General features: G+C 70.4%; 30 protein-coding genes and 3 tRNA genes. 19 read left to right on the top strand and 14 right to left on the bottom strand.

The window, feature by feature from the left end; translation table 11 throughout:
* Positions 1-114 precede the first annotated feature (114 nt).
* From HNR40_RS11585 to HNR40_RS11570, 4 genes are all read right to left on the bottom strand, one after another.
* A tRNA-Glu gene (locus tag HNR40_RS11585) sits at positions 115-187 on the bottom strand.
* 18 nt (positions 188-205) lie between these two features.
* Positions 206-281: transfer RNA gene (locus HNR40_RS11580), tRNA-Glu, on the bottom strand.
* Between the two features lie 78 nt (positions 282-359).
* The gene (locus HNR40_RS11575) at positions 360-941 is read right to left on the bottom strand and encodes a hypothetical protein (RefSeq protein WP_184960416.1); all 582 of its coding nucleotides are present in this window, start codon (positions 939-941) and stop codon (positions 360-362) included.
* Positions 942-983: 42 nt separating this feature from the next.
* Positions 984-1,055, bottom strand: a tRNA-Gln gene (locus HNR40_RS11570).
* A 166-nt stretch (positions 1,056-1,221) separates the two neighbouring features.
* On the opposite strand from HNR40_RS11570, the gene HNR40_RS11565 reads away from it, so the two are divergent.
* Positions 1,222-3,189: a M3 family metallopeptidase gene (locus tag HNR40_RS11565; protein ID WP_184960415.1), complete on the top strand. Its 1,968-nt coding sequence runs from the start codon at positions 1,222-1,224 to the stop codon at positions 3,187-3,189.
* A 43-nt stretch (positions 3,190-3,232) separates the two neighbouring features.
* On the opposite strand, the gene HNR40_RS11560 is transcribed toward HNR40_RS11565, so the two are convergent.
* The gene (locus tag HNR40_RS11560) at positions 3,233-3,772 is read right to left on the bottom strand and encodes a PadR family transcriptional regulator (RefSeq protein ID WP_184960414.1); all 540 of its coding nucleotides are present in this window, start codon (positions 3,770-3,772) and stop codon (positions 3,233-3,235) included.
* A gap of 55 nt (positions 3,773-3,827) precedes the next feature.
* On the opposite strand from HNR40_RS11560, the gene HNR40_RS11555 reads away from it, so the two are divergent.
* On the top strand, positions 3,828-5,111 hold the full coding sequence (locus HNR40_RS11555) for an MATE family efflux transporter (RefSeq protein ID WP_184960413.1): 1,284 nt from the start codon (positions 3,828-3,830) through the stop codon (positions 5,109-5,111).
* Here HNR40_RS11555 and gltX read toward each other — a convergent pair.
* Positions 5,005-6,378, bottom strand: coding sequence for a glutamate--tRNA ligase (gene gltX / locus HNR40_RS11550; protein WP_184960412.1), 1,374 nt, complete (start codon positions 6,376-6,378; stop codon positions 5,005-5,007). The two genes, HNR40_RS11555 and gltX, sit on opposite strands and share 107 nt — an antisense overlap.
* Entirely contained in the window at positions 6,371-7,147 is a 777-nt protein-coding gene (locus HNR40_RS11545; RefSeq protein WP_184960411.1) for a fumarylacetoacetate hydrolase family protein, read from the bottom strand. Before HNR40_RS11545 ends, gltX begins: the two co-directional genes overlap by 8 nt.
* A 179-nt stretch (positions 7,148-7,326) precedes the next feature.
* Here HNR40_RS11545 and HNR40_RS11540 point away from each other — a divergent pair, with 179 nt between their 5' ends.
* The 6 genes from HNR40_RS11540 to HNR40_RS11515 are packed head-to-tail and all read left to right on the top strand — an operon-like array spanning position 7,327 to position 9,787.
* Positions 7,327-7,797, top strand: a complete 471-nt coding sequence (locus HNR40_RS11540) for an Asp23/Gls24 family envelope stress response protein (RefSeq protein ID WP_184960546.1) — start codon at positions 7,327-7,329, stop codon at positions 7,795-7,797.
* The gene (locus tag HNR40_RS11535; RefSeq protein WP_184960410.1) at positions 7,794-8,066 is read left to right on the top strand and encodes an Asp23/Gls24 family envelope stress response protein; all 273 of its coding nucleotides are present in this window, start codon (positions 7,794-7,796) and stop codon (positions 8,064-8,066) included. Before HNR40_RS11540 ends, HNR40_RS11535 begins: the two co-directional genes overlap by 4 nt.
* Positions 8,063-8,248 carry a DUF2273 domain-containing protein gene (locus HNR40_RS11530; RefSeq protein WP_184960409.1) on the top strand — a complete coding sequence of 62 codons (186 nt, stop codon included), beginning with the start codon at positions 8,063-8,065 and terminating at the stop codon, positions 8,246-8,248. Before HNR40_RS11535 ends, HNR40_RS11530 begins: the two co-directional genes overlap by 4 nt.
* Positions 8,245-8,664 (top strand): Asp23/Gls24 family envelope stress response protein, encoded by a 420-nt coding sequence (locus HNR40_RS11525; RefSeq protein WP_184960408.1) that lies wholly within the window; start codon positions 8,245-8,247, stop codon positions 8,662-8,664. The genes HNR40_RS11530 and HNR40_RS11525 overlap by 4 nt, the downstream gene beginning before the upstream one ends.
* Entirely contained in the window at positions 8,661-9,224 is a 564-nt protein-coding gene (locus tag HNR40_RS57150) for a DUF6286 domain-containing protein (protein ID WP_184960407.1), read from the top strand. Before HNR40_RS11525 ends, HNR40_RS57150 begins: the two co-directional genes overlap by 4 nt.
* Positions 9,221-9,787 carry a hypothetical protein gene (locus tag HNR40_RS11515; protein WP_184960406.1) on the top strand — a complete coding sequence of 189 codons (567 nt, stop codon included), beginning with the start codon at positions 9,221-9,223 and terminating at the stop codon, positions 9,785-9,787. Before HNR40_RS57150 ends, HNR40_RS11515 begins: the two co-directional genes overlap by 4 nt.
* Before the next feature lie 28 nt (positions 9,788-9,815).
* Here HNR40_RS11515 and HNR40_RS11510 read toward each other — a convergent pair whose 3' ends face one another.
* Together HNR40_RS11510 and HNR40_RS11505 are read right to left on the bottom strand one after the other, a co-directional pair.
* Positions 9,816-11,543, bottom strand: coding sequence for a hypothetical protein (locus HNR40_RS11510; RefSeq protein ID WP_184960405.1), 1,728 nt, complete (start codon positions 11,541-11,543; stop codon positions 9,816-9,818).
* Between the two features lie 68 nt (positions 11,544-11,611).
* Entirely contained in the window at positions 11,612-12,328 is a 717-nt protein-coding gene (locus HNR40_RS11505; protein WP_157250884.1) for an IclR family transcriptional regulator, read from the bottom strand.
* A gap of 65 nt (positions 12,329-12,393) precedes the next feature.
* Between HNR40_RS11505 and leuC the strand changes: the two genes are divergently transcribed.
* The 4 genes from leuC (at position 12,394) to HNR40_RS11485 (ending at position 15,009) form a co-directional block, all read left to right on the top strand.
* Positions 12,394-13,791, top strand: a complete 1,398-nt coding sequence (gene leuC, locus HNR40_RS11500) for a 3-isopropylmalate dehydratase large subunit (RefSeq protein ID WP_184960404.1) — start codon at positions 12,394-12,396, stop codon at positions 13,789-13,791.
* A gap of 18 nt (positions 13,792-13,809) precedes the next feature.
* Positions 13,810-14,397, top strand: a complete 588-nt coding sequence (gene leuD, locus HNR40_RS11495) for a 3-isopropylmalate dehydratase small subunit (protein ID WP_184960403.1) — start codon at positions 13,810-13,812, stop codon at positions 14,395-14,397.
* Positions 14,376-14,618 carry an SCO5555 family protein gene (locus HNR40_RS11490; protein WP_184960402.1) on the top strand — a complete coding sequence of 81 codons (243 nt, stop codon included), beginning with the start codon at positions 14,376-14,378 and terminating at the stop codon, positions 14,616-14,618. The genes leuD and HNR40_RS11490 overlap by 22 nt, the downstream gene beginning before the upstream one ends.
* Before the next feature lie 91 nt (positions 14,619-14,709).
* The gene (locus HNR40_RS11485) at positions 14,710-15,009 is read left to right on the top strand and encodes an HU family DNA-binding protein (RefSeq protein WP_157250888.1); all 300 of its coding nucleotides are present in this window, start codon (positions 14,710-14,712) and stop codon (positions 15,007-15,009) included.
* Positions 15,010-15,066: 57 nt separating this feature from the next.
* Here the strand turns inward: HNR40_RS11485 and HNR40_RS11480 are convergent, their stop codons facing one another.
* Positions 15,067-15,267, bottom strand: a complete 201-nt coding sequence (locus HNR40_RS11480; RefSeq protein WP_184960401.1) for a hypothetical protein — start codon at positions 15,265-15,267, stop codon at positions 15,067-15,069.
* A 55-nt stretch (positions 15,268-15,322) separates the two neighbouring features.
* Here HNR40_RS11480 and HNR40_RS11475 point away from each other — a divergent pair, with 55 nt between their 5' ends.
* Positions 15,323-16,546, top strand: coding sequence for an MFS transporter (locus tag HNR40_RS11475; RefSeq protein WP_246508808.1), 1,224 nt, complete (start codon positions 15,323-15,325; stop codon positions 16,544-16,546).
* Between the two features lie 173 nt (positions 16,547-16,719).
* Here HNR40_RS11475 and cofC read toward each other — a convergent pair whose 3' ends face one another.
* Complete coding sequence (cofC, locus tag HNR40_RS11470; protein WP_184960399.1) at positions 16,720-17,355, bottom strand: 2-phospho-L-lactate guanylyltransferase; 636 nt, start codon at positions 17,353-17,355, stop codon at positions 16,720-16,722.
* A gap of 80 nt (positions 17,356-17,435) precedes the next feature.
* Here cofC and HNR40_RS11465 point away from each other — a divergent pair, with 80 nt between their 5' ends.
* From HNR40_RS11465 to HNR40_RS11455, 3 genes are read left to right on the top strand one after another with little or no spacing between them, the layout of a single operon-like run.
* Complete coding sequence (locus HNR40_RS11465; protein ID WP_184960398.1) at positions 17,436-18,146, top strand: lysophospholipid acyltransferase family protein; 711 nt, start codon at positions 17,436-17,438, stop codon at positions 18,144-18,146.
* Positions 18,147-18,150: 4 nt separating this feature from the next.
* Positions 18,151-19,161, top strand: coding sequence for an NAD(P)H-dependent glycerol-3-phosphate dehydrogenase (locus HNR40_RS11460; RefSeq protein WP_184960397.1), 1,011 nt, complete (start codon positions 18,151-18,153; stop codon positions 19,159-19,161).
* 28 nt (positions 19,162-19,189) lie between these two features.
* Complete coding sequence (locus HNR40_RS11455) at positions 19,190-20,284, top strand: D-alanine--D-alanine ligase family protein (RefSeq protein WP_184960396.1); 1,095 nt, start codon at positions 19,190-19,192, stop codon at positions 20,282-20,284.
* Here HNR40_RS11455 and HNR40_RS11450 read toward each other — a convergent pair.
* Together HNR40_RS11450 and HNR40_RS11445 are read right to left on the bottom strand one after the other, a co-directional pair.
* The gene (locus tag HNR40_RS11450; protein ID WP_184960395.1) at positions 20,267-20,701 is read right to left on the bottom strand and encodes a DUF3515 domain-containing protein; all 435 of its coding nucleotides are present in this window, start codon (positions 20,699-20,701) and stop codon (positions 20,267-20,269) included. The two genes, HNR40_RS11455 and HNR40_RS11450, sit on opposite strands and share 18 nt — an antisense overlap.
* Before the next feature lie 20 nt (positions 20,702-20,721).
* Positions 20,722-20,955 (bottom strand): Lrp/AsnC family transcriptional regulator, encoded by a 234-nt coding sequence (locus HNR40_RS11445; RefSeq protein ID WP_184960545.1) that lies wholly within the window; start codon positions 20,953-20,955, stop codon positions 20,722-20,724.
* Positions 20,956-21,207: 252 nt separating this feature from the next.
* Here HNR40_RS11445 and HNR40_RS11440 point away from each other — a divergent pair, with 252 nt between their 5' ends.
* The 3 genes from HNR40_RS11440 (at position 21,208) to thiD (ending at position 25,615) form a co-directional block, all read left to right on the top strand.
* Positions 21,208-22,326, top strand: coding sequence for a thiamine-phosphate kinase (locus tag HNR40_RS11440; RefSeq protein ID WP_246508807.1), 1,119 nt, complete (start codon positions 21,208-21,210; stop codon positions 22,324-22,326).
* A 1,457-nt stretch (positions 22,327-23,783) separates the two neighbouring features.
* Positions 23,784-24,797, top strand: coding sequence for a cellulose binding domain-containing protein (locus HNR40_RS11435; protein ID WP_184960394.1), 1,014 nt, complete (start codon positions 23,784-23,786; stop codon positions 24,795-24,797).
* A gap of 8 nt (positions 24,798-24,805) precedes the next feature.
* Entirely contained in the window at positions 24,806-25,615 is an 810-nt protein-coding gene (thiD, locus tag HNR40_RS11430) for a bifunctional hydroxymethylpyrimidine kinase/phosphomethylpyrimidine kinase (protein ID WP_184960393.1), read from the top strand.
* A gap of 76 nt (positions 25,616-25,691) precedes the next feature.
* On the opposite strand, the gene rpmB is transcribed toward thiD, so the two are convergent.
* Positions 25,692-25,877 (bottom strand): 50S ribosomal protein L28, encoded by a 186-nt coding sequence (rpmB, locus tag HNR40_RS11425; RefSeq protein ID WP_049556934.1) that lies wholly within the window; start codon positions 25,875-25,877, stop codon positions 25,692-25,694.
* Between the last annotated feature and the right edge of the window lie 165 nt (positions 25,878-26,042).

Genomic DNA, 26,042 nt, shown 5'->3' with positions numbered 1-26,042 from the left:
GGACCACGTCCGACGTGAGAAGCGACCCCCACGATCGGCCTGAGCCCACGACGGCGGGTGGCGGCAGGGAGGCTTGCCGTAACAGAAACAAAAAAGGTTTCGAGGAGGAAGACGTAGTCCCGACCGGATTCGAACCGGCGCTACCGCCTTGAGAGGGCGGCGTCCTGGGCCACTAGACGACGGGACCTTCGTGGACTTGTGGCAGTGGTAGTCCCGACCGGATTCGAACCGGCGCTACCGCCTTGAGAGGGCGGCGTCCTGGGCCACTAGACGACGGGACCCTGACCACAAGTGATTTCGCCGGGTCTCCCCGGCGACGCAGGTAACTCTACCGCACCCCGAGGAGCACTCCAAACCGCTTAAGAGCCCATGAGATCGGGCCGGTACCGCCGGATCCAGGCCCCCATCGGCCCCCGCTCCCACAGCGGATCAAGCTCCCCCAGCGGGATGGCGACCTCGGCCCGCCCGGTCTCCGGATCGACGGGAACGGCGGCCAGTCGCGCCCGCATCCAGCCCGGCAGCCGCTCAGGTGTGCGGCGGGTGCCCCACCCGATGAGCCCGGTGGCCCGCAACGGCTGCGCGCGCACCCGCAGGCCCCCGGCGCGCCCGATGCGGCGCGGATCGGCGCTCTGGGTCTCCACCACGCCCACCCGGGTGATGTCGGCCCACAGCAGGCGTACGAAGAAGCCGCGCGCGTCGTCGAGTTCGACACCAGTCTCGGAGAACCGCACGACGGTCCCCGAGACCAGCCTGCGGTGCTTGACCGCCAGAACCCCCACCAGCGCCCCCGCGGCGAGCAGCCCCAGCAGCACGCCGCCCAGGGTGGACCCGGTGAGGATGGCGCCCAGCAGCAGGCAGACGAGGAAGAAGAGCGGCAGCGGTCCGGCGAAGGCCAGCGCGAGCCGGGGGAAGGAACCCGGGCGAATACGAAACTCTTCCATAAGCAGAAAACGGATGCCCCGGTGAGAGGACATCCGTCAGAGCTGGGGTACCAGGACTCGAACCTAGACTAACTGAACCAGAATCAGTCGTGCTGCCAATTACACCATACCCCACCGAAACGAACCCCTTCGGAGCTCGCCTTGGCGACGTCCGAAAGAATAGCCCAGCTTGGCGGTCACCACCAAAACGATTGCCGAACCGGGCGTCGGCGGCACCCGGCAGCCCCCATGACATGCCAAGCTGAACGAGGACAAAACCACCGCACGAGGAGCTCGAACGTTGGCAGAGAACCCGTTCTTTTCACCCAGCAGCCTGCCCTATCAGCTGCCTGACTTCGGGGCTATCCGGGAGGAGCACTACCTCCCCGCGTTCGAGCGCGGCATGAGCGAGCACCTGGCCGAGGTGGCGGCGATCGCGAACAGCGAAGAGGCGCCCACGTTCGACAACACGATCGCGGCGCTGGAGCGCTCTGGCCGCGTCCTCGGCCGCACGGGCATGGTCTTCTTCAGCATCGTCTCCTCCGACTCCACCGACGGCATCATGGCCATCGAGAAGGAGATCTCGCCGAGGCTGACCAAGCACAGCGACGAGATCCGGCTCGACCGCGCGCTGTGGGCGCGCATCAAGCAGGTCAACACCTCGGACCCGGAGGAGTCGTGGCTGCTGGAGAAGTACCGCGAGGACTTCATCAGGGCCGGCGCCGACCTGTCCGAGGGCGACCAGGAGCGGCTCAAGCGGCTCAACGAGGAGCTCTCCACCCTGTCCACCGACTTCTCGCAGAACCTCCTCAGGGCCAGCAAGGAGTCGGCGCTGGTCGTCGAGGACGCCGCTGAGCTGGACGGCTTCGACGAGGAGCGGCTGAAGGCGCTGGAGAAGGACGGCAAGTACGTCCTGCCGCTGCTCAACTTCACCAACCAGCCCGGCCTGGCGCAGCTGACGAACCGGGAGACCCGCCGCGAGCTGTACACGCTGTCGGTGGAGCGGGCGCCGGCGAACCTGGACCTCGCCGTCCGGATGGCCACCCTGCGCGCCGAGCGCGCGAAGCTGCTCGGCTTCCCGAGCCACGCCTCCTACAGCGTCGCCGACCAGACGGCCAAGACGGCCGAGGCGGTCGAGGAGATGCTGGGCCAGCTCGTCGGCCCCGCCGTACGCAACGCGAAGAGGGAAGCGGAGGCGCTGGCCGAGCAGGCCGGGTTCGCGATCGAGCCGTGGGACTGGTCGTTCTACACCGAGAAGGTGCGCAAGGCGAAGTACGACTTCGACGCCGACGCGATGCGGCCCTACTTCGAGCTCGACCGGGTCTTCCGCGACGGCATCTTCCACGCGGCCGGCCGCCTGTACGGGCTGCGCTTCACCGAGCGGACCGATCTGAAGGGCTACCACGAGGACGTCTCGGTCTGGGAGGTCGCCAACGAGGACGGCTCGCAGCTCGGCCTGTTCCTGCTCGACCCGTACGCCCGCCCGACCAAGCGCGGCGGCGCGTGGATGAACAACCTGGTCGACCAGTCCTACCTGTTCGGCGAGCTGCCCGTCGTCATGAACAACCTGAACGTCACCAAGCCGGCCGACGGGCCGACGCTGCTGACGTTCGACGAGGTCAACACGGCCTTCCACGAGTTCGGGCACGCGCTGCACGGCCTGTTCTCGGCGGTGCGCTACCCGAGGGTGTCGGGCACGAACGTGCCGCGTGACTTCGTGGAGTACCCGTCGCAGGTCAACGAGATGTGGGCGACCTGGCCGGAGATCCTCGCCAACTACGCCAAGCACCACGAGACGGGCGAGCCGATGCCCGCCGAGCTCGTGGAGAAGATGCAGGCGACGGAGAAGTTCAACCAGGGCTTCCAGACCGTCGAGTACCTGGCCGCGACCCTGCTCGACTGGGCCTGGCACAAGCTGGCCGCGGGCGAGACGGTCGAGGACGCGCGGGCGTTCGAGGCCGCGGCCCTGGAGTCGGCGGGGATCGCCTTCCCGCTGGTGCTCCCGCGCTACCGCACCAACTACTTCGCGCACATCTTCTCCGGCGGCTACAGCGCCGGCTATTACTCCTACATCTGGAGCGAGGTGCTCGACGCCGAGAGCGTGGAGTGGTTCAAGGAGAACGGCGGCCTGAAGCGCGAGAACGGCGACCATTTCCGCCGCGAGCTGCTGTCGAAGGGTGGCAGCCTCGACGCGCTGACCGCCTTCCGCAACTTCCGCGGCCGCGAGCCCAGCATCCGCCCGCTCCTTGAGCGTCGCGGATTGGTGTAGAAAGTCCCTTCTGAGGGGGTACGGCGGGGCCTGCCGTACCTCCTCACCTTTTTTCGGCCCCCAGCTCGTTCCTGAGCCACTCCCGCTCGGCGGCGCCCGTGGCCCGCGCGACCAGCAGCATCCCCCGCCGGTAGGGATCGCGCTCCTCCTCCGCGCGCACCGGCCGCTCGCCGTCGTAGAAGAAGCTGGCCGGGGTCTCCAGGAAGTCGAGCCTGCGCCGCAGCACCCGCGCCCGTTCGGCCGCGTCCGGCAGCGCCGACAGGAACGTCAGCAGCGCGAAGAACCGCGTCTGGTCGCTGATCTCGATGTCGGTGGGCTCGCGCAGGCGGCGCAGCAGTTCTTCCCTGCCCTTGTCCGTCAGCGTCAGCACGAGCCGCCGCGCCGCCGCCGCGCCTTGTTCCTCGTGCCGTTCGACCAGGTCCTTGGCCTCCAGCCGGGCGATGGCCGGGTAGAGCGCGCCGTCGCTGACCGGGCGCAGGTGGCCGCTGAGCGCGTTGAGCCTGGCCTTGAGCTCGTAGCCGTGCATCGGCCGCTCGTCGAGGAACCCCAGGATCGTCAGGGTCAGGTCACCGCCGCTTGCCATGGGCGCATCGTATCGCTATACCTCTAAGCGAGCTATAACGAATCGAGGCATTACTATGGTCAGGCTGGCGTTCCCCATCTACGTGGAGCTGCTCACCGCGGTCGTCGCGGTGAGCGTGATCGACCTGCTCTGGGTCTCCGGCCTGGGCGAGAGCGCGGTCGCTGCGGTCACCGTGGCCACGACCACCGAGTACCTGGCGCTCGGGCTGTTCCTGGCCGTCCAGACCGGCCTCACCGTGCTCGTCGGCCGCCGCGACGGCCGCGCGCCGCTCGCGCCCCTGGTCAGGACCGGCTGGCTGCTCTGGGCCGCGTTCAGCCTGGCCGTGGCCGTCCCCGGTGTATTGCTGCGCGAACCCCTGGCCGCCCTCCTCGCCGCCGACGCCCCCACCGCCGCGCTGACCTCCGGCTACTACCTGATCTCCCTGGCCGGCCTGCCCGTCTTCTTCGCCCAGTGCCTGGTGGACGGCGTGCTCAAGGGCAAGGGCAACACCCGGACCCCGATGCGCAACGCGCTGATCTGCAACGCCCTGGTCATCGTCCTCGACCCGCTGTTCATCTACGGCCTCGGCATGGGCGTCCAGGGCGCCGCGCTGGCCACCGTCCTGGCCCGCCTGGCCACCGTCTGCCTCGCCCTGCTCTCGCTGGTACGGCAGGCGCCGGCCGACGCCCCGGGCCGCGCCCCCGCGTGGGAGATCGTGCGCACCGGGCTGCCCATGTCAGGCGACTTCCTGGCCCGCGCCCTGGCCGGCATGGTCCTGGTGGACGTGGTCGCCAGGTTCGGAGTGGCCGCGCAGGCCGGCTACGGCATCGGCTCGAAGATCATGCTGGCCGGCGTCATGGTCTTCTACGCGCTGCGCCAGGCCACGATGATCAGGACGGCCCGATCCGAGCCGGCCGGGCGGCCGCTGCTGCTCGGGCTGGGCGCAGGCGTGGCCGTGGCGGCGGTGCTCAACCTGGTGGCCGCGCCGGTCGCCGGATGGTTCACCGCCGATCCGGGGCCCGCGGTGGAGTTTCTGCGCTGGATGACGCTCTACCTGGTGCCGTTCGGCGGGCTGATCGCCGCCGGCGGAGTTCTGCAGGCCGACGGGCGGGGCGGCCGCCTGCTGGCCGCCACGCTGGCGGGCTTCGCGGTGCAGCTGCCCCTCGCCTACACGCTGAGCTCGTGGCTCGGCGTCACCGGGGTGTGGCTGTCGATGGCCGCCGGGGCTCTGGTGAGCCTCGGCGGCGCCGTACTCACGCCTGGAGCTTTGCCAGGGCGGCGCGCAGGCGGTCCTGGGAGCGCTCGCGGCCGAGGACCTCGATCGACTCGAACAGCGGCAGGCCCACGGTCCGGCCCGTGACAGCCACCCGGACCGGCGCCTGCGCCTTGCCGAGCTTCAGCCCGTGCATGGCGCCGACCTCCTCCAGCGCGACCTTGAGCGACTCGGGGTCCCAGCTCACGTCCGTGAGGCGCTCCAGGTAGCCGGTGAGGATCTCCACGGGGGAGTTCTTCATCGCCTTGTCCCAGGAGGCCTCGTCGAAGGCGGGCTCGGGCAGGAAGAGGAAGTCGACGTTCTGCCGGATCTCCGACAGCACGGCGATGCGGGTCTGGGCCAGCGGGGCGACCTTGCTGAACGTCTCGCGGTCCCAGCTCGGGTCGAGGTAGGCGGCGCAGCGCTCCTCGAAGGTCTCCAGCGGCAGCGCGCGGATGTACTCGCCGTTGAAGGCGCGCAGCTTCTTCTCGTCGAAGAAGGCGCTGGCGGAGTTGACGTTGTCCAGCTTGAACAGCGGCATCATCTCCGACCACGGCATGATCTCGCGGTCGTCGCCCGGACCCCAGCCCAGCAGCATGAGGTAGTTGACCATCGCCTCGGCCAGGTAGCCCTCCTCGCGGTAGGACTCCAGGGCCACCTTGTCGCGGCGCTTGGACAGCTTCTTGCGCTGCTCGTTGACGATCACCGGCAGGTGCGCCCAGACCGGCGGCCGCTTGCCCAGCGCGGGCCAGAGCATGACCTGCTTGGCCGCGTTGCCCAGGTGCTCCTCGCCGCGGATGACGTGAGTGATGTCCTGGGTGATGTCGTCGACCGCGTTGGCCAGCACGTAGAGCGGCGAGCCGTCGGTGCGGGCGATGACGAAGTCCTCCTGCGCGTCGTTGGGGAACTCCACGCGGCCCCGGATGACGTCGTCCACCACCGTGACGCCCTCGTCGGGGGTGCGGAAACGGGTCGCGCCCGCGGTCAGGCCGCGCTCGCGGCAGTGGCCGTCGTAGCCCTTGTGCTCGGAGCCGGTGCGGGCCACCAGGTCTTCACGGGTGCAGTCGCAGTAATAGGCGCGGCCGTCGGCGAGGAGCTTGGCCACGGCCTCGCGGTGCTGCGGCTCGAAGGCGGACTGGAAGTAGGGGCCCTCGAAGGCCGGGTTGGTGCCGTTGACGCCGATCCAGTCGAGCGCGGAGATGATGCCCTCGGTCCACTCCGGCTTGTTGCGCGAGGCGTCGGTGTCCTCGATGCGCAGCACGAACTGGCCGCCCGACTGCTCGGCCAGCGCCCAGTTGAACAGCGCGGTGCGGGCGCCGCCCACGTGGAACATGCCGGTCGGTGAGGGCGCGAAGCGCACCCGCAGGTCAGTCACGGGAAACCACCTTGTTCGTGAGTGTGCCGATGCCCTCGATGCCGACGCTGACCTCGTCGCCGACCTCCAGCGGGCCCACGCCCGCAGGGGTGCCGGTCAGGATCACGTCGCCGGGGATCAGCGTCATGACGGCGCTGACGTAGGCCACCAGCGCGGGGATGTCGTTGATGAGCTGGTTGGTGCGGCCGCTCTGGCGCACCTCGCCGTTGACGGTCGTGGTCAGCGCGAGGTCGCTCGGGTCGAGGTCGGTCTGGATCCACGGCCCCAGCGGGCAGAAGGTGTCGAAGCCTTTGGCCCGGGTGAACTGCACGTCCTTCTTCTGCAGGTCGCGGGCGGTGACGTCGTTGGCGCAGGTATAGCCGAAGATGACGTCCTTGACCCGCTCGACGGGGACCTCGCGGCACAGGCGGCCGATGACCACGGCCAGCTCGCCCTCGTAGTCGACGCGGTCGGACAGCGACGTCGGGTAGGCGATGGGCTCGCCGTGGCCGATGACCGAGGTCGACGGCTTGAGGAAGATGAGCGGTTCGTCCGGGACCTCGTTGCCCAGCTCGGCGGCGTGCTCGGCGTAGTTGCGGCCGATGGCGATCACCTTGCTGGGCAGCATCGGTGACAGCAGCTTCACCTGGGCCAGCGGGAACCGCTCGCCGGTGAACTGCACCTGGTTGAAGGGGTGCCCGGCGACCGCGGAGACGACCTCCTCGCCAGGGCCGCCCTCGACCACGCCGAACGAGACGCCTTCGCCTGTGGAGAACCTCGCTATACGCACCAGACAAGGCTATCGCCGACGTGCCGGGGCTCGGCCCACGTTGGTCCGTGGCTCATCCAGCGCAAGTCAGGACTTGTCAATAAATCCTGCTCATGACGCATTTTTCCCGGTATGTCGGAAATTAGGCTGCTTAGCAGTCACTACATGCTGTGATACTTCAATTCTCGGGGGTGACGATCGTGTCGGAAGCCACGGTCAAGGAGACGCCGGCCGTACCGCGGGCACGGACCCAGAACGGCACCGCCAGCGGCGCGCTCGACAGTGAGAATGGCACCACGACCATCGACGACGCGGTCGTGGCCAAGATAGCCGGGCTCGCCGCCCGCGAGGTCAGCGGCGTGTTCGACATGGGCGCCGGCGCCGCGCGCGCCATGGGCACGGTGCGGGGCATCGTCGGCGCGGACAAGAGCGTCACGCAGGGGGTCTCCGTCGAGGTCGGCGAACGCCAGGCCGCCGTCGACCTGGACCTCGTCGTCGAGTACGGCACCGCCATCCCCGACCTGGCCGGGGCGGTGCGCAAGAACGTCGTCTCGGCGGTCGAGCGCATGTGCGGCCTGGAGGTCACCGAGGTCAACATCAAGGTCGACGACGTGCACGTGCCGGGCCAGAGGTCCGAGGAGACGCCCAAGAAGGAGCCCCGGGTCCAATGACCGACGCGCGGGCGATCGCCGAGAAGGCACGCGGCGTCCCGGGGGTGGCCGGCCTGTCCGGCGGCCCGTTCGGGACCGTGTCCACCTATCTGCCGGGTGAGCGCCTGGTCGGGGTGGCCGTGCGTGACAGCGGCGTCGAGATCTCGATCGTCGCCCGCGAGGGTCACCCGCTGCCCCAGCTCGCCGCGAAGGTCCGCCGCGCCGTGGCGGGCCTGGCGGGCGGGCGCCCGGTCAACATCCGCATCGACGACCTGGAGGAGACCTCATGACGAACCACCCGCTGTCCATCATCGGCATGGCCGTGGGCATGGTGCTCGGCCTCGCCGGGGCCTTCGGCGGCATCGGCGCGTTCCTGCTGGTGCTGCTGCTCGGCGCGCTCGGCTTCCTCGTCGGCCGCCTCGCCGAGGGCGGCGAGGTGAACGTCGCCCATCTCACCGTGAGACGCAAATGACCGCCGCTGAGACCACAGAGACAACCGAGACCACCGCGGTCGCGACGGAGACGCCCGCCGACGTGCTGCTGCCCGCCCAGCGGGTGCCGGCGGAGTCGCGCGGGCGCACCACGGTCACCGACCGGGCGGCCACCCGCATCACCTGCGAGCTGGCCGGGACGCTGCCCGGGGTCCTCGCGGTCGCCGAGCACGACGGGCTGCCGTGGACGCGCACCACGGCAGCCCGGGTGGACGGCGACCAGGTCAGGGTCCGGCTCTTCATCACCGTCGGCTACCCGGCGCCGCTGCGCTCGACCGCCCGCCGCATCCGCGAGGAGCTGACCGGCGAGCTGGCCCAGATGACCGGGCTGCGCGCGAGCGAGATCGACGTCATCGTCACGCACCTGACGACGGAGGACGAGGGGGCGGCCCGGTGAGCGCCGCGCCGGGGGACCGGGAGGCGCTCAAGGAGTTCCGGCCCCAGCGCACGGTTCCGGCGGTGATCGTGGCGGCGCTGCTGGTCGCGCTGGGCGCGGTCGTGGCCGCCGAGGTGATCTCCGGGCTCTTCGGCCGCCCGCTCGGCTGGCTGCCGGTCCGGAACCTGCTGGAGTGGGGTTCCACCACGCTGTGGCAGAGCCCGGCCGTGCTGATCGGCGGCATCGTGGTGACGCTGATCGGGCTGGCGCTGCTGGTGCTGGCGTTCGTGCCAGGGCGGCCGAGGATGGTCCCGCTGCACACCAGCGACCCGCAGCTCGTCATCGGGGTCCGGCCGCAGAGCTTCTCCGACACGCTGGCCCACGCCGCGGGGGAGGTGCCCGGCGTGCGCTCGGCCGTCGCGGCGCTGCGCGGGCGCACCGTCGCGGTCACGGCCACCACCAGCGGATGGAACGACGCCGCCACCGGCGAGCAGGTCCGCGAGGCCGTGCTGGCGAGAATGGCCGGGCTCGCGCCGGTCCAGCCCTACAAGGTGTCCGTCCGGCTGAAGGAGCGACCGTGAACCGCACCACCCGCCGGGGCAACCGTCTCGGCCTCGCCCTGGTCGGGCTGCTGCTGATCGTGCTCGGGGGCGCGGCGGTGGCCAGGAGTCTCGCGCTGATGCCGCAGAACTGGGCGCCCGCCGCCGAGCCGCTGGTGAACGGGCCGGTCAGGGAGTTCTTCGCGTTCTCGTGGGCCTGGTGGCTGGTGGCCCTTGGCGGGATCGTGCTGGTCGTGCTGGGGTTGCGGTGGCTGGCCGTACAGGGGAGGCGGTCGAGGTTGTCGTCGCTGCGCCTCGACAGCGGACCCGACGGCGTCACGGAGATCTCCGCGAGCGGCGTGACCGAGGCCGTCGCGGCGGAGGCCGCCGCGAGCCCCGCCGTGCTCAGCGCCAGCGCCGACCTGGCGGGCTCACCCCGCCATCCAGAGGTACGGCTGCGCCTGGTCGCCGACGAGCGCGCCCCGATCGACGAGATCAAGGATCACCTGGCCGGCGTGGCGATCCCGCACATGCGCCAGGCCCTGGAGACGGACGAGCTGCCCGCGGTCGCCCGCGTGAGCCTGAAACCGCCCTCCGCCCGCTGAAGTCTTCCGGGGCGGAGGGCGGCCCGGGTCAGGCGGTGGAGCGGGCCTTGAACAGGGCGCGCTTGGCCGCCTTGGCGACCTGCTTGTCCGGGTGGACCTGGGAGATCAGGTCGAGAAGCTCCTCCACGTGCGCGTGGGGGATCTTCCAGCTGACCTCCAGGAGGTTGTTCAGGAGCTCGGGCCCGACGTCCTGCAGGCTGCTCACGAACTCGGCGCGGCCCAGACCCGCGGAGATGGTCCACATGTCCAGGATGAGCCAGTGGGTATCGTCCTGGGTGGGCTCGGGGGAGTCCGGGACCTCAAGCTGGGTGAGGTGCGTGGCGGCGTAGGGGCGCAGCGCCGGGTGGTTGAGCGCCTCCTGCCAGGCCGGTACGGCGGCCTCGCCGAGCGTGCCGACCACGCTGGCGGCCTGTACGCGGACCAGGGCGTCGTTGTCGTCCTGCGCCGCGGCCTCCAGGAGCTCCTCGGCGGCACGGGCCGGCTCGCGCAGCTCCATCCACGCGGCGAACTCGGCGTCGGCCTCCTCCTCGGGCAGCTCGGCGCTCAGCGTGAGCAGGTCGAGCGCGCTCATGGACTCGATGGCGGGTCGCGCGTCCACCTCGATGTCGGCGTCGTCGGCCAGGTGCACGACGCCTTCCACGCCGAGCGGGGTCAGCTTGACCTCGCCGGAGACGGCCACCATGCCGTAGCCGACCAGCCAGTCGAGCACGGGGGCGAGCGGGTCGCCGCCGTAGTGGGCGGCGGCCGCCGCCCAGGCCTCGGAGCCGAGCTCGTCGATCTCGGTGGCGGCCTCCTCCAGCTCGCGCCTGAGGCCGTCGAGCTCACGGGCGCCGCCGGCCAGCAGCAGCCGGATCAGCAGGCCGCGGGTGAGACCGGCCAGGGCCATGGTGAGATCGTCGTCGTCGAGCTCCGGGTCGCCGTAGTCGACCGAGTGCAGGCCCAGCATCCACGCGTCGAGGACGTCCTCGTCGTCGTCGAAGGGCCAGCTCGCGGTGTCGTCGTCGACGCTGACGGTGTCGTCGCCGGCCGGCTCGATGAACTCCAGGTCGACCGCGAGGTTCCAGATGTTCCACAGCTGCGGGACGTCCTCGCCGGCCTGCGGCTTCGGCAGCCCGACCACGTCGAGGGCCTCGACCACCTCGTCGTCGGACAGCAGCGACTCGTCGCCGACCCGGCGCCCGGTGCCGACCCAGACCGACAGGTCACGGGCCTTGGCGATCAGAGGTACGGCCCGCACCGCCTCGGCCAGCTCGGAGTCGGGGCTGAGCCGGATCGTGTCGAGCTCGGCGAGGCGGTCGGCGAACGGCTCGAAGTCCCCGAGATCGCCGCCTTCCTCCTCGTCGTCCTCGTCCGCGTCTTCGTCGCCCTCCTCGTCGCCGATGAGGTCCTCCATCAGATCGATGAAGTCCTCCTCGACGTCGGCGAGTTCGCCGAGGAGGTCGGCCAGCGCGTCGGAGCGCTCGCTCAGGCGGCCGGACTTCGACAGGAACGTGAGGTAGGCGTCGAGCGCCGGGACCATGCCGTCGGCGGCGGCATCGGGGTCGTCCACCACCTTGGGCATCTGTTCGAGCATGACCCCCCGCACGTTGGCACGCGTCCAGGTGCCGACGTTGGAGGAGAAGGTGATGCGGTGCCAAAGAGCGGCGGGTCCCACCAGTTCGGGGGAGCTGTCGGGGGCGTTGGTGCGCGCCCAGACGATGAACTCTTCGAGCAGGGGTCGCAGCTCAGTGGCGGCTACCTCGATGCGATCTGTCACCCACTCAGGCTAGTGCGCCCGGGACGCGCTCGGCTCCCCAAATACACGGTTTAGCTGATCATGGCACCTCAGGAGGAACGGCGCATCGACTCGGTGATCCGCTCGGCCGCCGCCATCACCGGCACCGCGTGCAGCCGGCCGGGCGCGCGGGTGAGGCGTTCGATCGGTCCGGAGACGGAGACGGCGGCGATCACCTTGCCGCCGCTGCCCCTGATGGGGGCCGAGACGCTGGCCACACCCTGCTCCCGTTCGCCCACGCTGTGGGCCCATCCGCGCCGGCGCACACTGGCCAGAGTGGCGGCGGTGAACTTGGCCCCGCGCAGCCCTCTGTGCAACCGGTCGGGCTCCTCCCAGGCGAGCAAAATCTGTGCGGCGGATCCGGCGGTCATCGGCAGCGCCGACCCGACGGGCACGGTGTCGCGCAGTCCGCTGGCCCGCTCGGCGGCGGCCACGCACACGCGCTCGTCACCCTGGCGCCGGTAGAGCTGCGCGCTCTCGCCGGTCAAATCGCGCAACTGGGTCAGCACCGGCGCCGCGACGGCGAGCAGCCGGTCCTCGCCGGCCGCCGTGGACAACTCCGACAAACGCGGTCCGAGGACGAATCTGCCCTGGGTGTCGCGCGTCACGATGCGGTGGTGCTCCAGCGCGACGGCCAGGCGGTGTGCTGTCGGCCGGGCCAGACCGGTGGCCTGAACCAGCTGCGCGAGCGAGGCCGGTCCGGCCTCCAGGGCATTGAGCACGAGAACGGCCTTGTCCAGTACGCCGACTCCGCTAGAGTTGTCCATAGACCGATACTGCCGTCTCGACATCTGAGAAAGCAAGTCGGCGCGGAGTCTCAAGGAGGAGATCAATGGGCCGCACACTGGCGGAGAAGGTCTGGGAGCAACACGTCGTACGGCGCGCGGAAGGCGAACCCGACCTGCTCTTCATCGACCTTCACCTCATCCACGAGGTGACCAGCCCGCAGGCGTTCGACGGCCTCCGCATGGCCGGACGCAAGGTGCGCCGCCCCGATCTCACCATCGCCACCGAAGACCACAACGTGCCGACCGTGCTGGGCCCCATCAGCGACCCGGTGTCCAAGACGCAGGTCGAGACCCTGCGCAAGAACGCCGCCGAGTTCGGCGTCCGGCTGCACCCGATGGGCGACGCCGGGCAGGGCGTGGTGCACATCATCGGCCCGCAGTTCGGCCTGACCCAGCCGGGCATGACGATCGTGTGTGGCGATTCTCACACCTCCACCCACGGCGCGTTCGGCGGCATCGCCTTCGGCATCGGCACCTCCGAGGTCGAGCACGTGCTGGCCACCCAGACGCTGCCCGCCTACCGGCCCAAGACGATGGCGATCGAGGTCTCCGGCGAGCTGCCCGTGGGCGTCACGGCCAAGGACCTGATCCTGGCCATCATCGCCAAGATCGGCACCGGCGGCGGCCAGGGCTACATCGTGGAGTACCGGGGCGAGGCCGTCCGCAAGCTCTCGATGGAGGGCCGGATGACCGTCTGCAACATGTCGATCGAGGCCGGCGCGCGCGCCGGCATGATCGCTCCGGACGAGACCACGTTCGCCTACCTCAAGGGCCGTAAACACGCGCCCACCGGTGCGGACTGGGACACCGCGGTCGAATACTGGAAGACGCTGAAGACCGACGACGACGCGGTGTTCGACAAGGTCGTGGAGATCGACGCCTCGGTGCTCACGCCGTTCGTCACCTGGGGCACCAATCCCGGGCAGGGGCTGCCGCTGGGCGCGGCCGTACCGGATCCTGCGGAGATGGCGGACGCGACCGAGCGGGCGGCGGCCGAGCGGGCGCTGGAGTACATGGGCCTGACCGCCGGCACGCCGCTGAGCGAGATCGAGGTCGACACCGTCTTCGTCGGCTCGTGCACCAACGGCCGCATCGAGGACCTGCGCGCCGCCGCCGAGATCCTGCGCGGCCGGCAGGTGAAGACGCGCACGCTGATCGTGCCCGGTTCGATGCTGGTCAAGCTGGAGGCGGAGAAGGAGGGCCTGGACAAGGTCTTCGAGGCCGCCGGAGCCGAGTGGCGGCAGGCCGGCTGCTCGATGTGCCTGGGCATGAACCCCGACACGCTCCAGCCGGGCGAGCGCAGCGCCTCGACCTCCAACCGCAACTTCGAGGGCCGTCAGGGCAAGGGTGGCCGCACCCATCTGGTGTCGCCGCAGGTCGCCGCCGCCACCGCCGTAACCGGCCGCCTGACCGCGCCCGCCGACCTGGCCGTCACGGCCTGACCGCAGAGGACCACGCACATGGACGCCTTCACCACCCACACCGGTACGGCGGTGCCGCTGCGCCGCAGCAACGTCGACACCGACCAGATCATCCCGGCCGTCTGGCTCAAGCAGGTCAGCCGCACCGGCTTCGAGAAGGGCCTGTTCTCCGCCTGGCGCGAGGACCCCTCCTTCGTCCTGAACAACCCCGTCTACGACGGCGCCACCATCCTGCTGGCCGGTCCCGACTTCGGCACGGGCTCCTCGCGCGAGCACGCCGTCTGGGCCATTCAGCAGTACGGCTTCCGCGTGGTGATCGCCGCCCGCTTCGGCGACATCTTCCGCAACAACTCCACCAAGATGGGCCTGCTCCCCGTCATCCTGGACGCCAAAATCGTCGAGGAACTGCAGGCGGCGGTCGAGGCCGACCCGACCACCCAGATCACCGTCGACCTGACGGAACGCGAGGTGCGACTCGGTCAGGACGCGTGGAGTTTCGAGATCGACGACTACACGCGCTGGCGGCTGCTGGAGGGCCTGGACGACATCGGGCTGACCCTGCGTCACGCCGACGACATCGCCACGTACGAGAATGGTCGGCAGCCATGGCTGCCGACGACCGTCTAGACGACGACCTGGAAGACGACGAACTGGCGCGGCGGTTGCGCGAGGCGCACCGCCGCGTCCGCCTGCTCCCCGCCGACGAGAAAGAGCGTGTCGCCCGCAGATATCTGGCGATCTGCGACCTGGCCAAGCGCGATCCCGAGCGCGCCGCCAGCCGTCTTGAGGCCTTCATCGAGGGGCTCGACGACACGCCACGCGGTCAAGAAAACACGCCCGGTGATTGAGTTCCCCCGGAAAGCCCCTTAATTTCGAGCGCGTAAGGGGTTTCTACGTGAGGCGAGTGTGCTGGAACCCCGAGCCGTAACAGGGGGATAGATGAACAAGCGGGAACTCGTCGACGCCATCGCTGACCGGGTGGGCGACAAGAAGACGGCCACCGAGGCCGTGAACGCGATTATCGACGCCGTCCAGAAGGCTGTGGCGAGCGGAGACAAGGTCTCGATCACGGGCTTCGGCGCGTTCGAGATGGTTCACAAGCCTGCGCGCACGGCCAGGAACCCGTCGACCGGTGCGGAGATCAAGGTGGCCGAGAGCTGGGCGCCTAAGTTCCGTCCCGGCTCCGACTTCAAGGAGCTGGTGAACGCCGGCGGCAAGAAGGCGTCGAAGAAGAAGTAGTCACTTCTGCGTGATGGCCCGGATCCCGCTACTGAGCGGGGTCCGGGCCCTCGCGTTTCAGGGCATCGGGAAAGTCGAGAGCGTGATGAACGTGACCTCGCCGTCGGCCACGGCCAGGTTCACCCGCTGGCCGGAGCGCAGCAGCAGAAGCGGTCCCGCGTCGAAGGCGCGGGTCGGGAAGTCGAGGACCGTGCCGTCGTCGAGGAAGACCGTCCCCGAACGGGTGGCCGGGTCGTAGGTACGCACTGTCGCCTGCACGCGACCAGCGTAAATCGTTTGACCCGGGTGGGCGAGCCCTGGAAGATCGAGCCCCATGCGTCTTCGGGGGAATGCCGACTTTTCGCGATTCGCGGTGGCGAACGCCGTGACGCAGGCCGGCACGCAGGTCACGTTCGTCGCCCTCCCGCTGGCCGCGGTGCTCACTCTGGACGCCGGGTCGTTCCAGCTCGGCCTGCTCACCGCCGCGCAGATGATCGCCTTCCTGCTGGTCGGGCTGCCCGCCGGGGTCTGGGTGGACCGGCTGCGCCGCCGTCCCATCCTGGTGTGGACCGACCTGATCCGCGGCTTCGCGCTGCTGAGCGTCCCGGTCGCCGCGTGGCTCGGGGTGCTCTCGCTGGTCCAGCTCTACCTGGTCGCGCTGGTCATCGGCTTCTGCACGGTCTTCTTCGACGTCGCGCACATGAGCTTCCTGCCCGCCGTCGTTGGCAAGGACGGGCTCGAACGCGGCAACAGCGTCCTGGAGGCCACCAGCAGGGTCTCCATGCTGGCCGGGCCCGGTCTCGGCGGCCTGCTCGTGCAGTGGCTGACCGCGCCGTTCGCGCTGCTGGCCGACGCCGTCAGCTATCTCGCCTCAGGGGTACTGCTGTCGCGCGTACGCGTCCGGGAGACGCCCGCCCCCAAACAGCCGGGGCGGCGGCTGCGGCGGGAGATGGCCGAAGGCATCAGGTACGTGGTCGCCGAGCCGGTCCTGCGCGTCGTCGCCCTGCTCGGCGCGCTGGTACAGCTCGGCAACGGCATCTGGGCCGTCGGCCAGCCGCTCTACCTGATCAAGGAGCTGGGCGTCGGCGCCGGGCTCTACGGCCTGATGCTGTCCGTGGCCGCCGTCGGCGGGCTGGCCGGAGCGGCCTTCTCCACCCGGATCACCGCCCGCTTCGGTGTCGGACGCACGATGGCCGGGGCGGCGGGCATGGTCACGGTCCTCTACCTGCCCATGACGCTGGTCGCCGGTGGATGGTGGCTGGTGTTGTTCCCCGTGTTCAACCTGCTGGCCGGGGCGGCCGGCGTGGTGTTCAACATCACCCAGGTCAGCTACCGCCAGCGCACCACACCCGAGCACCTGCTCGGCCGGGTCAACGCCAGCATGCGCTTCCTCATGTGGAGCGCGGTGCCGATCGGCGGGCTGCTCGGCGGGGCGCTGGGGGAGTGGGGCGGCGGGCGCGTGGTGTTCGTGACCGGCGTGCTGCTGGTCGCCGTCGCGAACCTGCCCGCGGTCCTGGCCCGCTCGATCCGCCGCCTGGACCTAGCCCCAACCCCCTGACCCTCACCTCTCTCCGGGCTACGCGCCCGAAGCTGGCCGGTTTCGGGGGTTTGGACCACTTGGCCGGTCGAGGTGGGCCGTTGCGGTGGGGACCACGTCCGACGTGAGAAGCGATCCCCACGATCTGCGCCCGCGCACGACGGCGGGTGGGGGTGGGGCGGCTCGCCGTAACCTCAGAAAGCGGGCTTCATCAAACGCACCACGGCGGCGGTGTGGCGGCCCAGTCCGAGCAGGATGGCCGCGCGCAGGTCGTCCGGGGTGTCCACGTCGCGGCGGACCGAGTCGATGCCCGTCAGCTCCAGCTCCTTGGCGCCACCGGCCAGGTGCTTGGCCCGTGACTCGCCGCCGAAGCGCGGGGTGAACGGGACGCCGGGCCGTACGCCGTAGAAGGTGGTGCCGACGTCGAGGGCGTCGGGCACGAACGACTGGTCGTGGTCGGCCGCCGCCGTCAGCACCGCGGCCAGTTCCTGCGGTCGCAGCGTGGGCAGGTCGGCCTGGAGGGCGCCCACGGGTTCGTGCGGCGCCAGCCGTACGGCATGGGCGGCGCCCGTGCGCAGGGCGGTGTTGAGGCCGCGGTCGGGGTCGTGCACCACCTCGGCGCCGAGGGCGCCGAGCGGACCGGCCGCGGCGGGATCGGCCGTCACCACGACTACCCGCGCCACGAGCGGGCAGGAGAGCGCCGCGGAGACGGTGTCGCAGGCGACCGCGACGGCGAGCCGGGTGCGGTGGGGACCCGTGGCGGCGGCCAGCCGGGTCTTCGCCGCGACCAGCGTCTTCACCGGGATGACCAGTGACCAGCGGATGCTCATAGGCTTAAGTCTCGTGCCTCGACATCCCGCGCGGCCAACCGGGAGACTTGAGACGCATTCCGTACCTGTTGGAGGAGACCATGAGCCGCCCCGTGCGACCATCGCGCTTCTGGGAAACCCTCGCGGTGGTGATCGTGAAGCCGCTGTCGTGGCTCCTGGTCAAGAAGGACTGGCGGCACGGCGAGCGCATCCCGCGCACCGGCGGCATGATCATCGCCACCAACCACCTGTCCTGGGCCGACCCGGTGCTGCTCGCGCACTTCCTCTACAACAACGGCCGCTGGCCGGTCATCCTGGCCAAGGCGGGGCTGTTCAAGGTGCCGGGGCTCGGGGCCGCCGTGCGCGGGCTGCTGGCCATCCCCGTTCAGCGGGGGAGCAGCGACGCGGCCAAGTCGCTCAGCTACTCGGCGGAGCGGCTGCGGGACGGCGCGGTCGTGCTCTTCTACCCGGAGGGCACCGTCACCCGCGATCCCGGCCTGTGGCCGATGGCCGGCAAGACCGGCGCGGCGCGGCTGGCCCTGGAGAGCGGCGCCCAGGTCATCCCGGTGGCGCACTGGGGGGCCCAGGAACTGCTGCCTTATGGGGAGAAGCGGCCAAAGCTGTTCCCGCGCAAGACCTTCCGGGTCTCGGTGGGGCCGCCGGTCGACCTGTCCAAGTACACGGGCCGGCCCGCGCACGCCGACGTGCTGCGCGAGGCCACCGCCGACATCATGGCGGCGATCACCGTTCAGCTGGCCGAGCTGCGCGGCGAGAAGGCTCCGGAAACTCCCTTCGACCCCGCCGGGCGGTGAACGCATGACCAAGACCGCTGTGTTCGGCACCGGATCGTGGGGGACCACGTTCGCCATGATCCTGGCCGAGGCGGGCAACGAGACGGTGCTGTGGGGGCGCAGGCCCGAGCTCGTCTCGGCGATCAACTCGACCGGGGAGAACCCCGACTATCTGCCCGGCATCACCCTGCCCGGTTCGCTGCGTGCCACCGACTCGGCGGCCGAGGCGCTGGACGGGGCCGACTTCGTGGTGCTGGCCGTACCGTCGCAGACACTGCGCGGGAACCTGGACACCTGGCGCGAGCACATCCCCGACGGCGCGGTGCTGGTCAGCCTGATGAAGGGCATCGAGCTCGGCACCACCAAGCGGATGAGCGAGGTGATCCGCGAGGTCGCCGGCGTGCCCGAGGAACGCGTGGCGGTGATCTCCGGGCCCAACCTGGCCAAGGAGATCGCCCAGCGCCAGCCCGCCGCGACCGTCGTGGCCTGCACCGACGAGGCCGTGGCCAAGCGGCTGCAGGACGTCTGCCACCTGCCGCCGTGGTTCCGCCCGTATACCAATCTCGACGTCGTCGGCGTGGAGCTGGGCGGCGCGGTCAAGAACGTGATCGCGCTGGCCGTCGGCGTCGCCGTGGGCATGGGCATGGGCGACAACGTGGCCGCCATGATGATCACCCGTGGGCTGGCCGAAATCTCCCGGCTCGGCGCGGCGCTCGGCGCCGACCCCCACACCTTCTCCGGCCTGGCCGGCATGGGCGACCTGGTGGCCACCTGCACCTCGCCGCTGTCGCGCAACCGCACGTTCGGCGAGAACCTGGGCCGCGGCATGACCCTGGAAGAGGTGATCGCCGCGACGCGCCAGACCGCCGAGGGCGTCAAGTCCTGCGAGTCGGTGCTGGAGCTGGCCCGCAAGCACGACGTCGAAATGCCGATCACCGAGGTCGTCGTGGGTGTCGTGCACGACGGCATGTCGCCCAGGGAAGCGGGGATGTTGCTGATGTCGCGCTCGCCCAAACCCGAGCGTTACGGCGTCTGAGCGGCTGTCTCCGGTAGATTCGGACACCATGAGCAAGCCACGCGTCGCCGTCGTATTCGGAGGTCGTAATTCCGAGCACGCCGTCTCCCTCATGGGGGCGGGCAGTGTTCTGGACGCGATCGACAGGACCAAGTACGAAGTGATCCCGATCGGGATCGCCCAGGACGGCAGGTGGGTGCTCGCCACAGGCAGCCAGCGCTTCGCCATCGAGGCGGGCGAGCTGCCCGTGGTCGACACCTCGGGGGCCGCGCTGGCCCTGCCCGCCGACGGCGGTTCGCTGGTGGCCTACGACCCCGGCAGCATCCCCGTGGAGCTGGGCTCCGTCGACGTGGTCTTCCCGGTGATGCACGGCCCGTTCGCCGAGGACGGCACCATCCAGGGGCTCCTGGAGATGGCCGGGGTCCGCTATGTCGGCTCCGGTGTGCTGGCCAGCGCGGTCGGCATGGACAAGGCGTACATGAAGACGGTCATGGCCGCCGCCGGGCTGCCCGTCGGCCGCTACGTGGTCGTGCGCGACCGCGACTGGCGCCTCGACCGCGACCGGGTGCTCAAGGAGGCCGAGGAGCTCGGCTGGCCGGTGTTCGTCAAGCCGGCCCGCGCCGGCTCCTCCCAGGGCATCTCCAAGGCGCACGACCGCGCCTCGCTGGAGGCCTCCGTCGAGGCCGCCCGCGCGCACGACCCCAAGGTGCTCATCGAGGCGGCGATCGTCGGCCGCGAGATCGAGTGCGCGGTGCTGGAGTCGCTGGGCGACGATCCTCCCGCCGCCTCGCGGCCCGGTGAGGTGCAGGTTCAGGGCGGGCAGGCGTTCTTCGACTTCGAGGCCAAGTACTACCCCGACCAGATGTCGCTGACCGTGCCCGCCGACATCCCCGCCGAGGTCGCCGAGGAGCTTCGCGCCATGGCGGTGCGCGCCTTCGAGACGCTGGAGTGCGAGGGTCTCGCGCGGGTCGACTTCTTCTACACGGCCGAGGGCAAGCTGATCTTCAACGAGATCAACACGATGCCCGGCTTCACCTCGCTGTCGGTGGCGCCGCAGCTCTGGGCGGCCTCGGGGCTCGACTACCCGGCGCTGGTGGACCGGCTGGTGCAGCTGGCGCTGCGCCGTTCACCCGGTCTTCGCTGAGGTGACCTGGCCGATCGCCCCGGACAGCCGCGCGAGGATCTCCGGGGCGACGTGCCCGGCCGCGATCGTGGTCTCGACATAGGCCACGTCGGTGATCGCGGTGAACAACGTGCTCCGGTCCGGGTCGGCGAACCAGCCGACCCCGTCGATCTCCTGCAACTGATCCGTCGGCGCCATCCTGACCGGCCGCCCGACGCCGCAGCGCACCGCGATCTCGCCCTCGCCCCAGACGGCGACGTAGGGGGACTCGGGGCTGGAGGTCGTGCGCTGCGCGCCGCCCAACGTCTGGGGCAGCAGCGGGCCGAGCTTCGCGCACGCCGTGGCCGCCGCACCCTGCGGCGCGGGCGGTTCCACCTGTACGGCACCGCCGCATCCGGCGACGGCTAGCAGGACGAGGAGGACGACGGCGGCGCGCATGAGGGAAAAGCTCTCTTGCTCTAGATGTGAACGATCGGGCACGTAAGAGTACGTGTGATGCCCTCCACCGCCTGAATCTGGGCCACGACCAGTTTGCCGAGCTCATCGACGTTGCGGGCTTCCGCGCGCACGATCACGTCGTAGGGGCCGGTCACGTCCTCGGCCTGCGTGACGCCGGGGATGCCGGCGATCTCGCGGGCCACGGTCGCGGCCTTGCCCACTTCGGTCTGAATAAGGATGTAGGCCTGCACCATGACGTCCTCCAGGGCGAATTGGATCAGCGCCGAAGGGCCACCGTACCCTTTCCCGGCCGGTGTGCGGGAGTGTGGCCGGTCGCCCGGGTTCGCACCTGCGTGACCCGGCGTGTCCTGTGTGTGTTTCAGCATACGTAGGCACCCTGGCGGGCAGGTGACGCAGGCCTCCACATACCGTGTTTGCACAGGAGGTGCACCATTAGAGTCGGAAATTTCGGTGAGTTCAGGGTTATATCCCGAATCTCCGGACAGTTGCCTCAGGGGCCTGACGTACTCCTCGGCCCCGGAGACGACGCGGCCGTCGTCACCGCGCCCGACGGCCGGGTCGTCGTCTCCACCGACCTCCTGGTCGAGGGCCGCCACTTCCGCCGTGACTGGTCCTCCGGCTACGACGTCGGCCGCAAGGCCGCCGCCCAGAACCTCGCCGACATAGCCGCCATGGGCGCCACCCCCACCTCCATGGTCGTCGCCCTCGGCATGCCCGCCGACCTCCCCCTCTCGTGGATAGACGAGCTGACGTTGGGCTTCCGAGACGAGTGCGCTTTGGTAGGCGCGTCAGTGGTCGGCGGCGACCTGGCCCGATCCGACACCGTGGTCATAGGCGTCACCGCCCTGGGCACCCTGTCCGGCCAAGCCCCGGTAACCCGCTCCGCCGCCAAGCCCGGCCACGTGGTCGCCATCGCGGGCCGCCTCGGCCACGCCGCCGCCGGCCTGGCCCTCCTAGAATCCGGCCACCTCCCCACCCCACCCCCTCCCGCCCCCACCCCGGGGTGCGTGGGCTCCACCTCCACAGACCCGGGCTCAGAGTCCACGGAACCCGACTCCTCTGTCCCCGGTGTAGTGGGCCCGGGGCGTTCCGCTGCTTGGTCTGCCGGCTCGGGTTCGCGTGGCACCGCTTCCCGTGCGGTTGTGCCCGGAGAGGCCTTGCCAGAGGCCGGGGAGGTGGGGGCTGGAACTGCGGGAGAGGAAGGGCTGTTGCTGGAGGCTGTGGAGGGGCATCGGCGGCCCCGCCCGCCGTACAAGAGCGGGCCTGAGGCGGCGCGGCTCGGGGCGAGCGCGATGATGGACGTCAGCGACGGCCTCCTGCAGGACCTGGGCCACATCGCGAAGGCGAGCGGTGTGCGGATCGTGCTGGATCCGGCCGCGTTCGCGGTGGATGAGCCGGTGCTGGCCGCCGCCAAGGAGCTCGGGGCCGACCCGCTCGACTGGGTGCTGGCCGGGGGTGAGGATCACGCGCTGGTGGCGGTGTTCCCCCCGGAGGTACGGCTGCCGCCCGAGTGGCGAATCGTGGGCCGGATCGAGGTGGGCGAGGGCGTCACGGTTACGGGGCGTGACGATGGACCACGTGGTTGGGACCACTTCAAGGGATGACTTGTCCCGTTTTACGTAAAATTTTCAGGGAATGACTAGTGACTCCCGTGAAAGCTGTGACAAAGGCGTAGTAAAGGTGTTATGAAGATTGGCGGCCACTGTAACCGGCAGAAAGGGCAGCCATGGGCCGCCACGGCACAGGTGGATCCGATGACGGCAGTGATTGGGGGATGAGCAGGCCGGACGACGACTCACAGGAGGAGGACCTCAGGTCCACCACCGATCCAGCCGCCGCCTGGTCAGCAGCCCCGGACCCTTCGGCCACCAGCTCCTTCTTCGCCATCAACGACCAGGAACCGGGCTGGCCCGCACCCCCGGACCAGCTAGAGGTCACGGGCCAATGGTCCCCAAACCCGGGAACCCGCCCCGGCCACCCCAAGGGTGACCCCACACCGGGCCACCCCAACCAGGCCCCAACGCCCGGCCCCACTGGCGACCCCGCGATGGGTCGCCCCGGTCAGGCCCCAGCGCCCGGCCATCCCGCCGGTGACCCCGCGATGGGTCGCCCCGGCCAGGCCCCAGCGCCCGGCCAGCCCACCGGTGACCCCATGGCAGGTCACCCCGGTCAGGCCTCGATGCCCGGCCGCCCTGCGGGTGACCCCACGATGGGCCGCCCTGGCGCAGACCCCATGGCGGGTCGCCCGAGCATGGACCCGATGGCGGGTCGCCCAGGCGCAGACCCTATGGCGGGTCGCCCAGGCGTGGACCCGATGGCAGGGCGACCCGGCCCGGGCCCGATGGACGGACCCGCTCACACAGGCCCCATCCCTGAAGGCGCGGACATGGGGGCCGCGTCAGGGCGTCCTGGGGCTGGGCCGGTGATTGGGGCCTCTGGGGAGGATCCCTTCGAGACCACCGGGGCCTTTACCCGTCCCGACGCCTTTGACGGCTTTCAGGGCGCGGCTCCCGGGCAAGGGCCCGCTGGGCGTACCCCTGAGCCGTTTGAGACCACGGGGGCCTTCGCGCCGCCGCCTCAGCCGTCCACCCCTGGACCTTTCAATCGGTCGGTAGGTGGTGGGGCCTTTGAGCGGCCTCACGACGAGACCCAGCGCTTCGGTGAGCAGTCCGGGAGCGACGGAGGAACGGCGGCCCTCCCGTCGGATCCGTTCGCGGCTCAGCCTCCTCTCGCTGGCCCACCTTCCCTCGCGGGTCAATCCCCTCAATCGGGCCAACCTCCCCTCACGGGCCAACCTCCCCTCACGGGCCAGCCTCCCCTCACGGGCCAACCTCCCTTCGCGGGTCAGGATGCCTTCTCGGGTCAGGACGCCTCTGGTCCGTTCCCGGGGCAAGGCCGCCCGGCCTCGGACCCGTTCGCGGCTCAAGCGGCGTCATCGGACCCGTTCGCGGCGCAACCGGCCCAGTCGGGTCCGTTCGCGGCGCCGCAGTCGGATCCGTTCGCGGGTCAGGACGACACCGCCGAGCGCCACACCGGCGCCCAGCCTTGGGACACCGGCGGCATGCCGCCCGAACCCGGCGACATAAAGGTGGCCGGTTCGCCGACCGTCGTCTCGCCGATGCCCGCCTGGGCCGAGAGCAATGACGGCTTCCTGGGTTCCGGCTGGTCGTCCGAGGGCGACATGCCGGAGGAGCCTCAGGGCAAGAGCAAACGCGGCCGCCGTAAGCCGCCTCCCCGGGGTGATGACCTGCCGGGCGGGCCGTCGTCCGGTGGCCGGGCGCGGGTGGCGTTGTTGTCGGTGGCGGCCGTGGCCGTGGTGCTCGGCGGTACGGTGGCCGGGGTCAAGATGATGGGCGCCTCCGGCGAATGCAAGCAGGGGAGTAGTTGCGCGGCCGTTCAGCAGTCGGGGAACAACGGCCAGCCCGTTCCGTCGGTGAGTGATCCGGGTCCCGGCGAGGGGGAACCGGATGAGGAGCTGACGGAGGAGCCCGAGGAGGCGACGCCGTCGGAGTCGAAGCGGCCGACGCCGACGTACAGCGCGCGTGCGCCCCGCCGTACGCCGACTCCCAAGCCCACCCCGACCAAGACGAAGCAGAAGCAGACCACGCAGCCCACCGAGGACGACGAGCCCACGCCGCAGTCGACGGTGACCGAGGAGCCGACCTCCGAGCCGACCAGTACGGCGGAGCCGAGTTCGGGCACCTTCCCGACCGACGCCGGGGTGCCGAACCCGCAGGACACGCAGTCCTCGGGCGTCAGGCAGGCGCCGGGCGGCAGTTCGGTGAACGTGAAGTTCGACGTCACGAAGCAGGGGCTCACCGCTTACAAGGCGAGCGTCGAGGTGGTCAACGCCTCTTCCGAGACGATGGGCAGCCTCACGTTGTCGTTGCCGGTCTCCGGCCGGGTCACGGACGTGGACGGCGCCGCCTGGACCCAGGACGGCCAGCTGCTGATCATCGACGTCTCCCAGTCGCTGGCGACCGGGGCGACGGCGAGTGTGACGTTCACCGCCATCGGCAAGGGCAAGGCGCCGGAGAGCTGCGGGCTGGTCGGCGGGGAGTGCTCGCTCAGCTGAATGGTTGGATGGGGGACATGACGGTTGTGACCCCTCCACGCGTCCTGACCGTCGCCGGATCCGACTCCGGCGGCGGTGCGGGCATCCAGGCCGATCTGAAGACCATGCTCGCCAACGGCGTGCACGGCATGAGCGTGATCGCCGCGGTCACCGCGCAGAACTCCCTGGGCGTCCAGGGTTACTGGGAGCTGCCGCCGGAGGCCGTACGCGCGCAGCTCGACTCCGTGCTGGGCGACATCGGGGCACAGGCCGTCAAGACCGGCATGCTGGCCTCACCGGCGCTGGTCGAGCTGGTCGCCGAGGTGCTCGGCGCCTACGACGCGCCCCTGGTGGTGGACCCGGTCGGGGTGTCCAAGCACGGCGACACGCTGCTCGTGCCCGAGGCCGTGGACTCGCTCAGGACGCGGCTGCTGCCGGTGGCCACCGTGGTCACGCCCAACCTCTGGGAGGTCGAGCAGCTCACGTCGGTGAAGGTCGAGGACGAGGACGGCCTGCGCCGCGCCGCCGACGCGATCCTGGAGCTGGGGCCCGCCTGGGCGCTCATCAAGGGCGGTCACCTGCCGGGCGAACCCGTCGACCTTCTGACCGACGGCGGCGCCGAGTACCGCTTCCGCGCCGAACGCCACGACAACCGCCACACCCACGGCACCGGCTGCACGCTGGCCTCAGCCATCGCCTCCCACCTGGCCCGGGGCGAGGAGATGCCGGTCGCGGTGGCCAAGGCGAAGGAGTACGTGACCGGCGCCATCGCGCGCGGCTTCCCGCTGGGCGGCGGCATCGGCCCCGTCGACCACGCCTGGGAATGGCGCACGGGCTGACGGCCGACGCGGAGGATGGACATCACAAAAGCCCGGCACTCTAGGGGTGCGCCGGGCTTCTGAGAGAAAAGTTGTGTTAGCGGGTGACCTTGCCCGCCTTGATGCACGAGGTGCACACGTTCAGCTTCTTCGGCGTGCCGCCGATGACCGCGCGAACCGTCTGAATGTTGGGATTCCAACGACGACGGGTGCGGCGGTGCGAGTGGGACACGTTGTTGCCGAAGGTCGGCCCCTTGCGGCAGACATCGCAGACGGAAGCCACGGTATCGCTCCTTAAAACAGTCGATGTAGCCCTGTCCGCTGATGCATTCCGGGCGGTGGGCATGCCGGGACAACCGGCTAGCCAGACGAGAATATCTGATCCGCACCAGTGGGCGCGAACTCAGCACTGGACGCCCCGGCGAACGGGGATATTCTCCTCCATTAA

The sequence above is a fragment of the Nonomuraea endophytica genome (assembly GCF_014203235.1).
Classification (GTDB): domain Bacteria; phylum Actinomycetota; class Actinomycetes; order Streptosporangiales; family Streptosporangiaceae; genus Nonomuraea; species Nonomuraea endophytica.
The sequence above is the reverse complement of the archived record's forward strand: the minus strand, read 5'-3'. Positions and strand labels throughout refer to the sequence as shown.

What these genes read in the sequence shown, in the direction of transcription:
- HNR40_RS11575 (WP_184960416.1), bottom strand. Translation starts at nt 941, where the DNA reads ATGGAAGAGTTTCGTATTCGCCCGGGTTCCTTCCCCCGGCTCGCGCTG.
- HNR40_RS11560 (WP_184960414.1), bottom strand. Translation starts at nt 3,772, where the DNA reads ATGGCAAGCGGCGGTGACCTGACCCTGACGATCCTGGGGTTCCTCGAC.
- HNR40_RS11555 (WP_184960413.1), top strand. Translation starts at nt 3,828, where the DNA reads ATGGTCAGGCTGGCGTTCCCCATCTACGTGGAGCTGCTCACCGCGGTC.
- HNR40_RS11535 (WP_184960410.1), top strand. Translation starts at nt 7,794, where the DNA reads ATGACCGACGCGCGGGCGATCGCCGAGAAGGCACGCGGCGTCCCGGGG.
- HNR40_RS11530 (WP_184960409.1), top strand. Translation starts at nt 8,063, where the DNA reads ATGACGAACCACCCGCTGTCCATCATCGGCATGGCCGTGGGCATGGTG.
- HNR40_RS11525 (WP_184960408.1), top strand. Translation starts at nt 8,245, where the DNA reads ATGACCGCCGCTGAGACCACAGAGACAACCGAGACCACCGCGGTCGCG.
- HNR40_RS11505 (WP_157250884.1), bottom strand. Translation starts at nt 12,328, where the DNA reads ATGGACAACTCTAGCGGAGTCGGCGTACTGGACAAGGCCGTTCTCGTG.
- leuC (WP_184960404.1), top strand. Translation starts at nt 12,394, where the DNA reads ATGGGCCGCACACTGGCGGAGAAGGTCTGGGAGCAACACGTCGTACGG.
- leuD (WP_184960403.1), top strand. Translation starts at nt 13,810, where the DNA reads ATGGACGCCTTCACCACCCACACCGGTACGGCGGTGCCGCTGCGCCGC.
- HNR40_RS11490 (WP_184960402.1), top strand. Translation starts at nt 14,376, where the DNA reads ATGGCTGCCGACGACCGTCTAGACGACGACCTGGAAGACGACGAACTG.
- HNR40_RS11485 (WP_157250888.1), top strand. Translation starts at nt 14,710, where the DNA reads ATGAACAAGCGGGAACTCGTCGACGCCATCGCTGACCGGGTGGGCGAC.
- HNR40_RS11475 (WP_246508808.1), top strand. Translation starts at nt 15,323, where the DNA reads ATGCGTCTTCGGGGGAATGCCGACTTTTCGCGATTCGCGGTGGCGAAC.
- cofC (WP_184960399.1), bottom strand. Translation starts at nt 17,355, where the DNA reads ATGAGCATCCGCTGGTCACTGGTCATCCCGGTGAAGACGCTGGTCGCG.
- HNR40_RS11465 (WP_184960398.1), top strand. Translation starts at nt 17,436, where the DNA reads ATGAGCCGCCCCGTGCGACCATCGCGCTTCTGGGAAACCCTCGCGGTG.
- HNR40_RS11460 (WP_184960397.1), top strand. Translation starts at nt 18,151, where the DNA reads ATGACCAAGACCGCTGTGTTCGGCACCGGATCGTGGGGGACCACGTTC.
- HNR40_RS11455 (WP_184960396.1), top strand. Translation starts at nt 19,190, where the DNA reads ATGAGCAAGCCACGCGTCGCCGTCGTATTCGGAGGTCGTAATTCCGAG.
- HNR40_RS11450 (WP_184960395.1), bottom strand. Translation starts at nt 20,701, where the DNA reads ATGCGCGCCGCCGTCGTCCTCCTCGTCCTGCTAGCCGTCGCCGGATGC.
- HNR40_RS11445 (WP_184960545.1), bottom strand. Translation starts at nt 20,955, where the DNA reads ATGGTGCAGGCCTACATCCTTATTCAGACCGAAGTGGGCAAGGCCGCG.
- HNR40_RS11435 (WP_184960394.1), top strand. Translation starts at nt 23,784, where the DNA reads ATGCCGCCCGAACCCGGCGACATAAAGGTGGCCGGTTCGCCGACCGTC.
- thiD (WP_184960393.1), top strand. Translation starts at nt 24,806, where the DNA reads ATGGGGGACATGACGGTTGTGACCCCTCCACGCGTCCTGACCGTCGCC.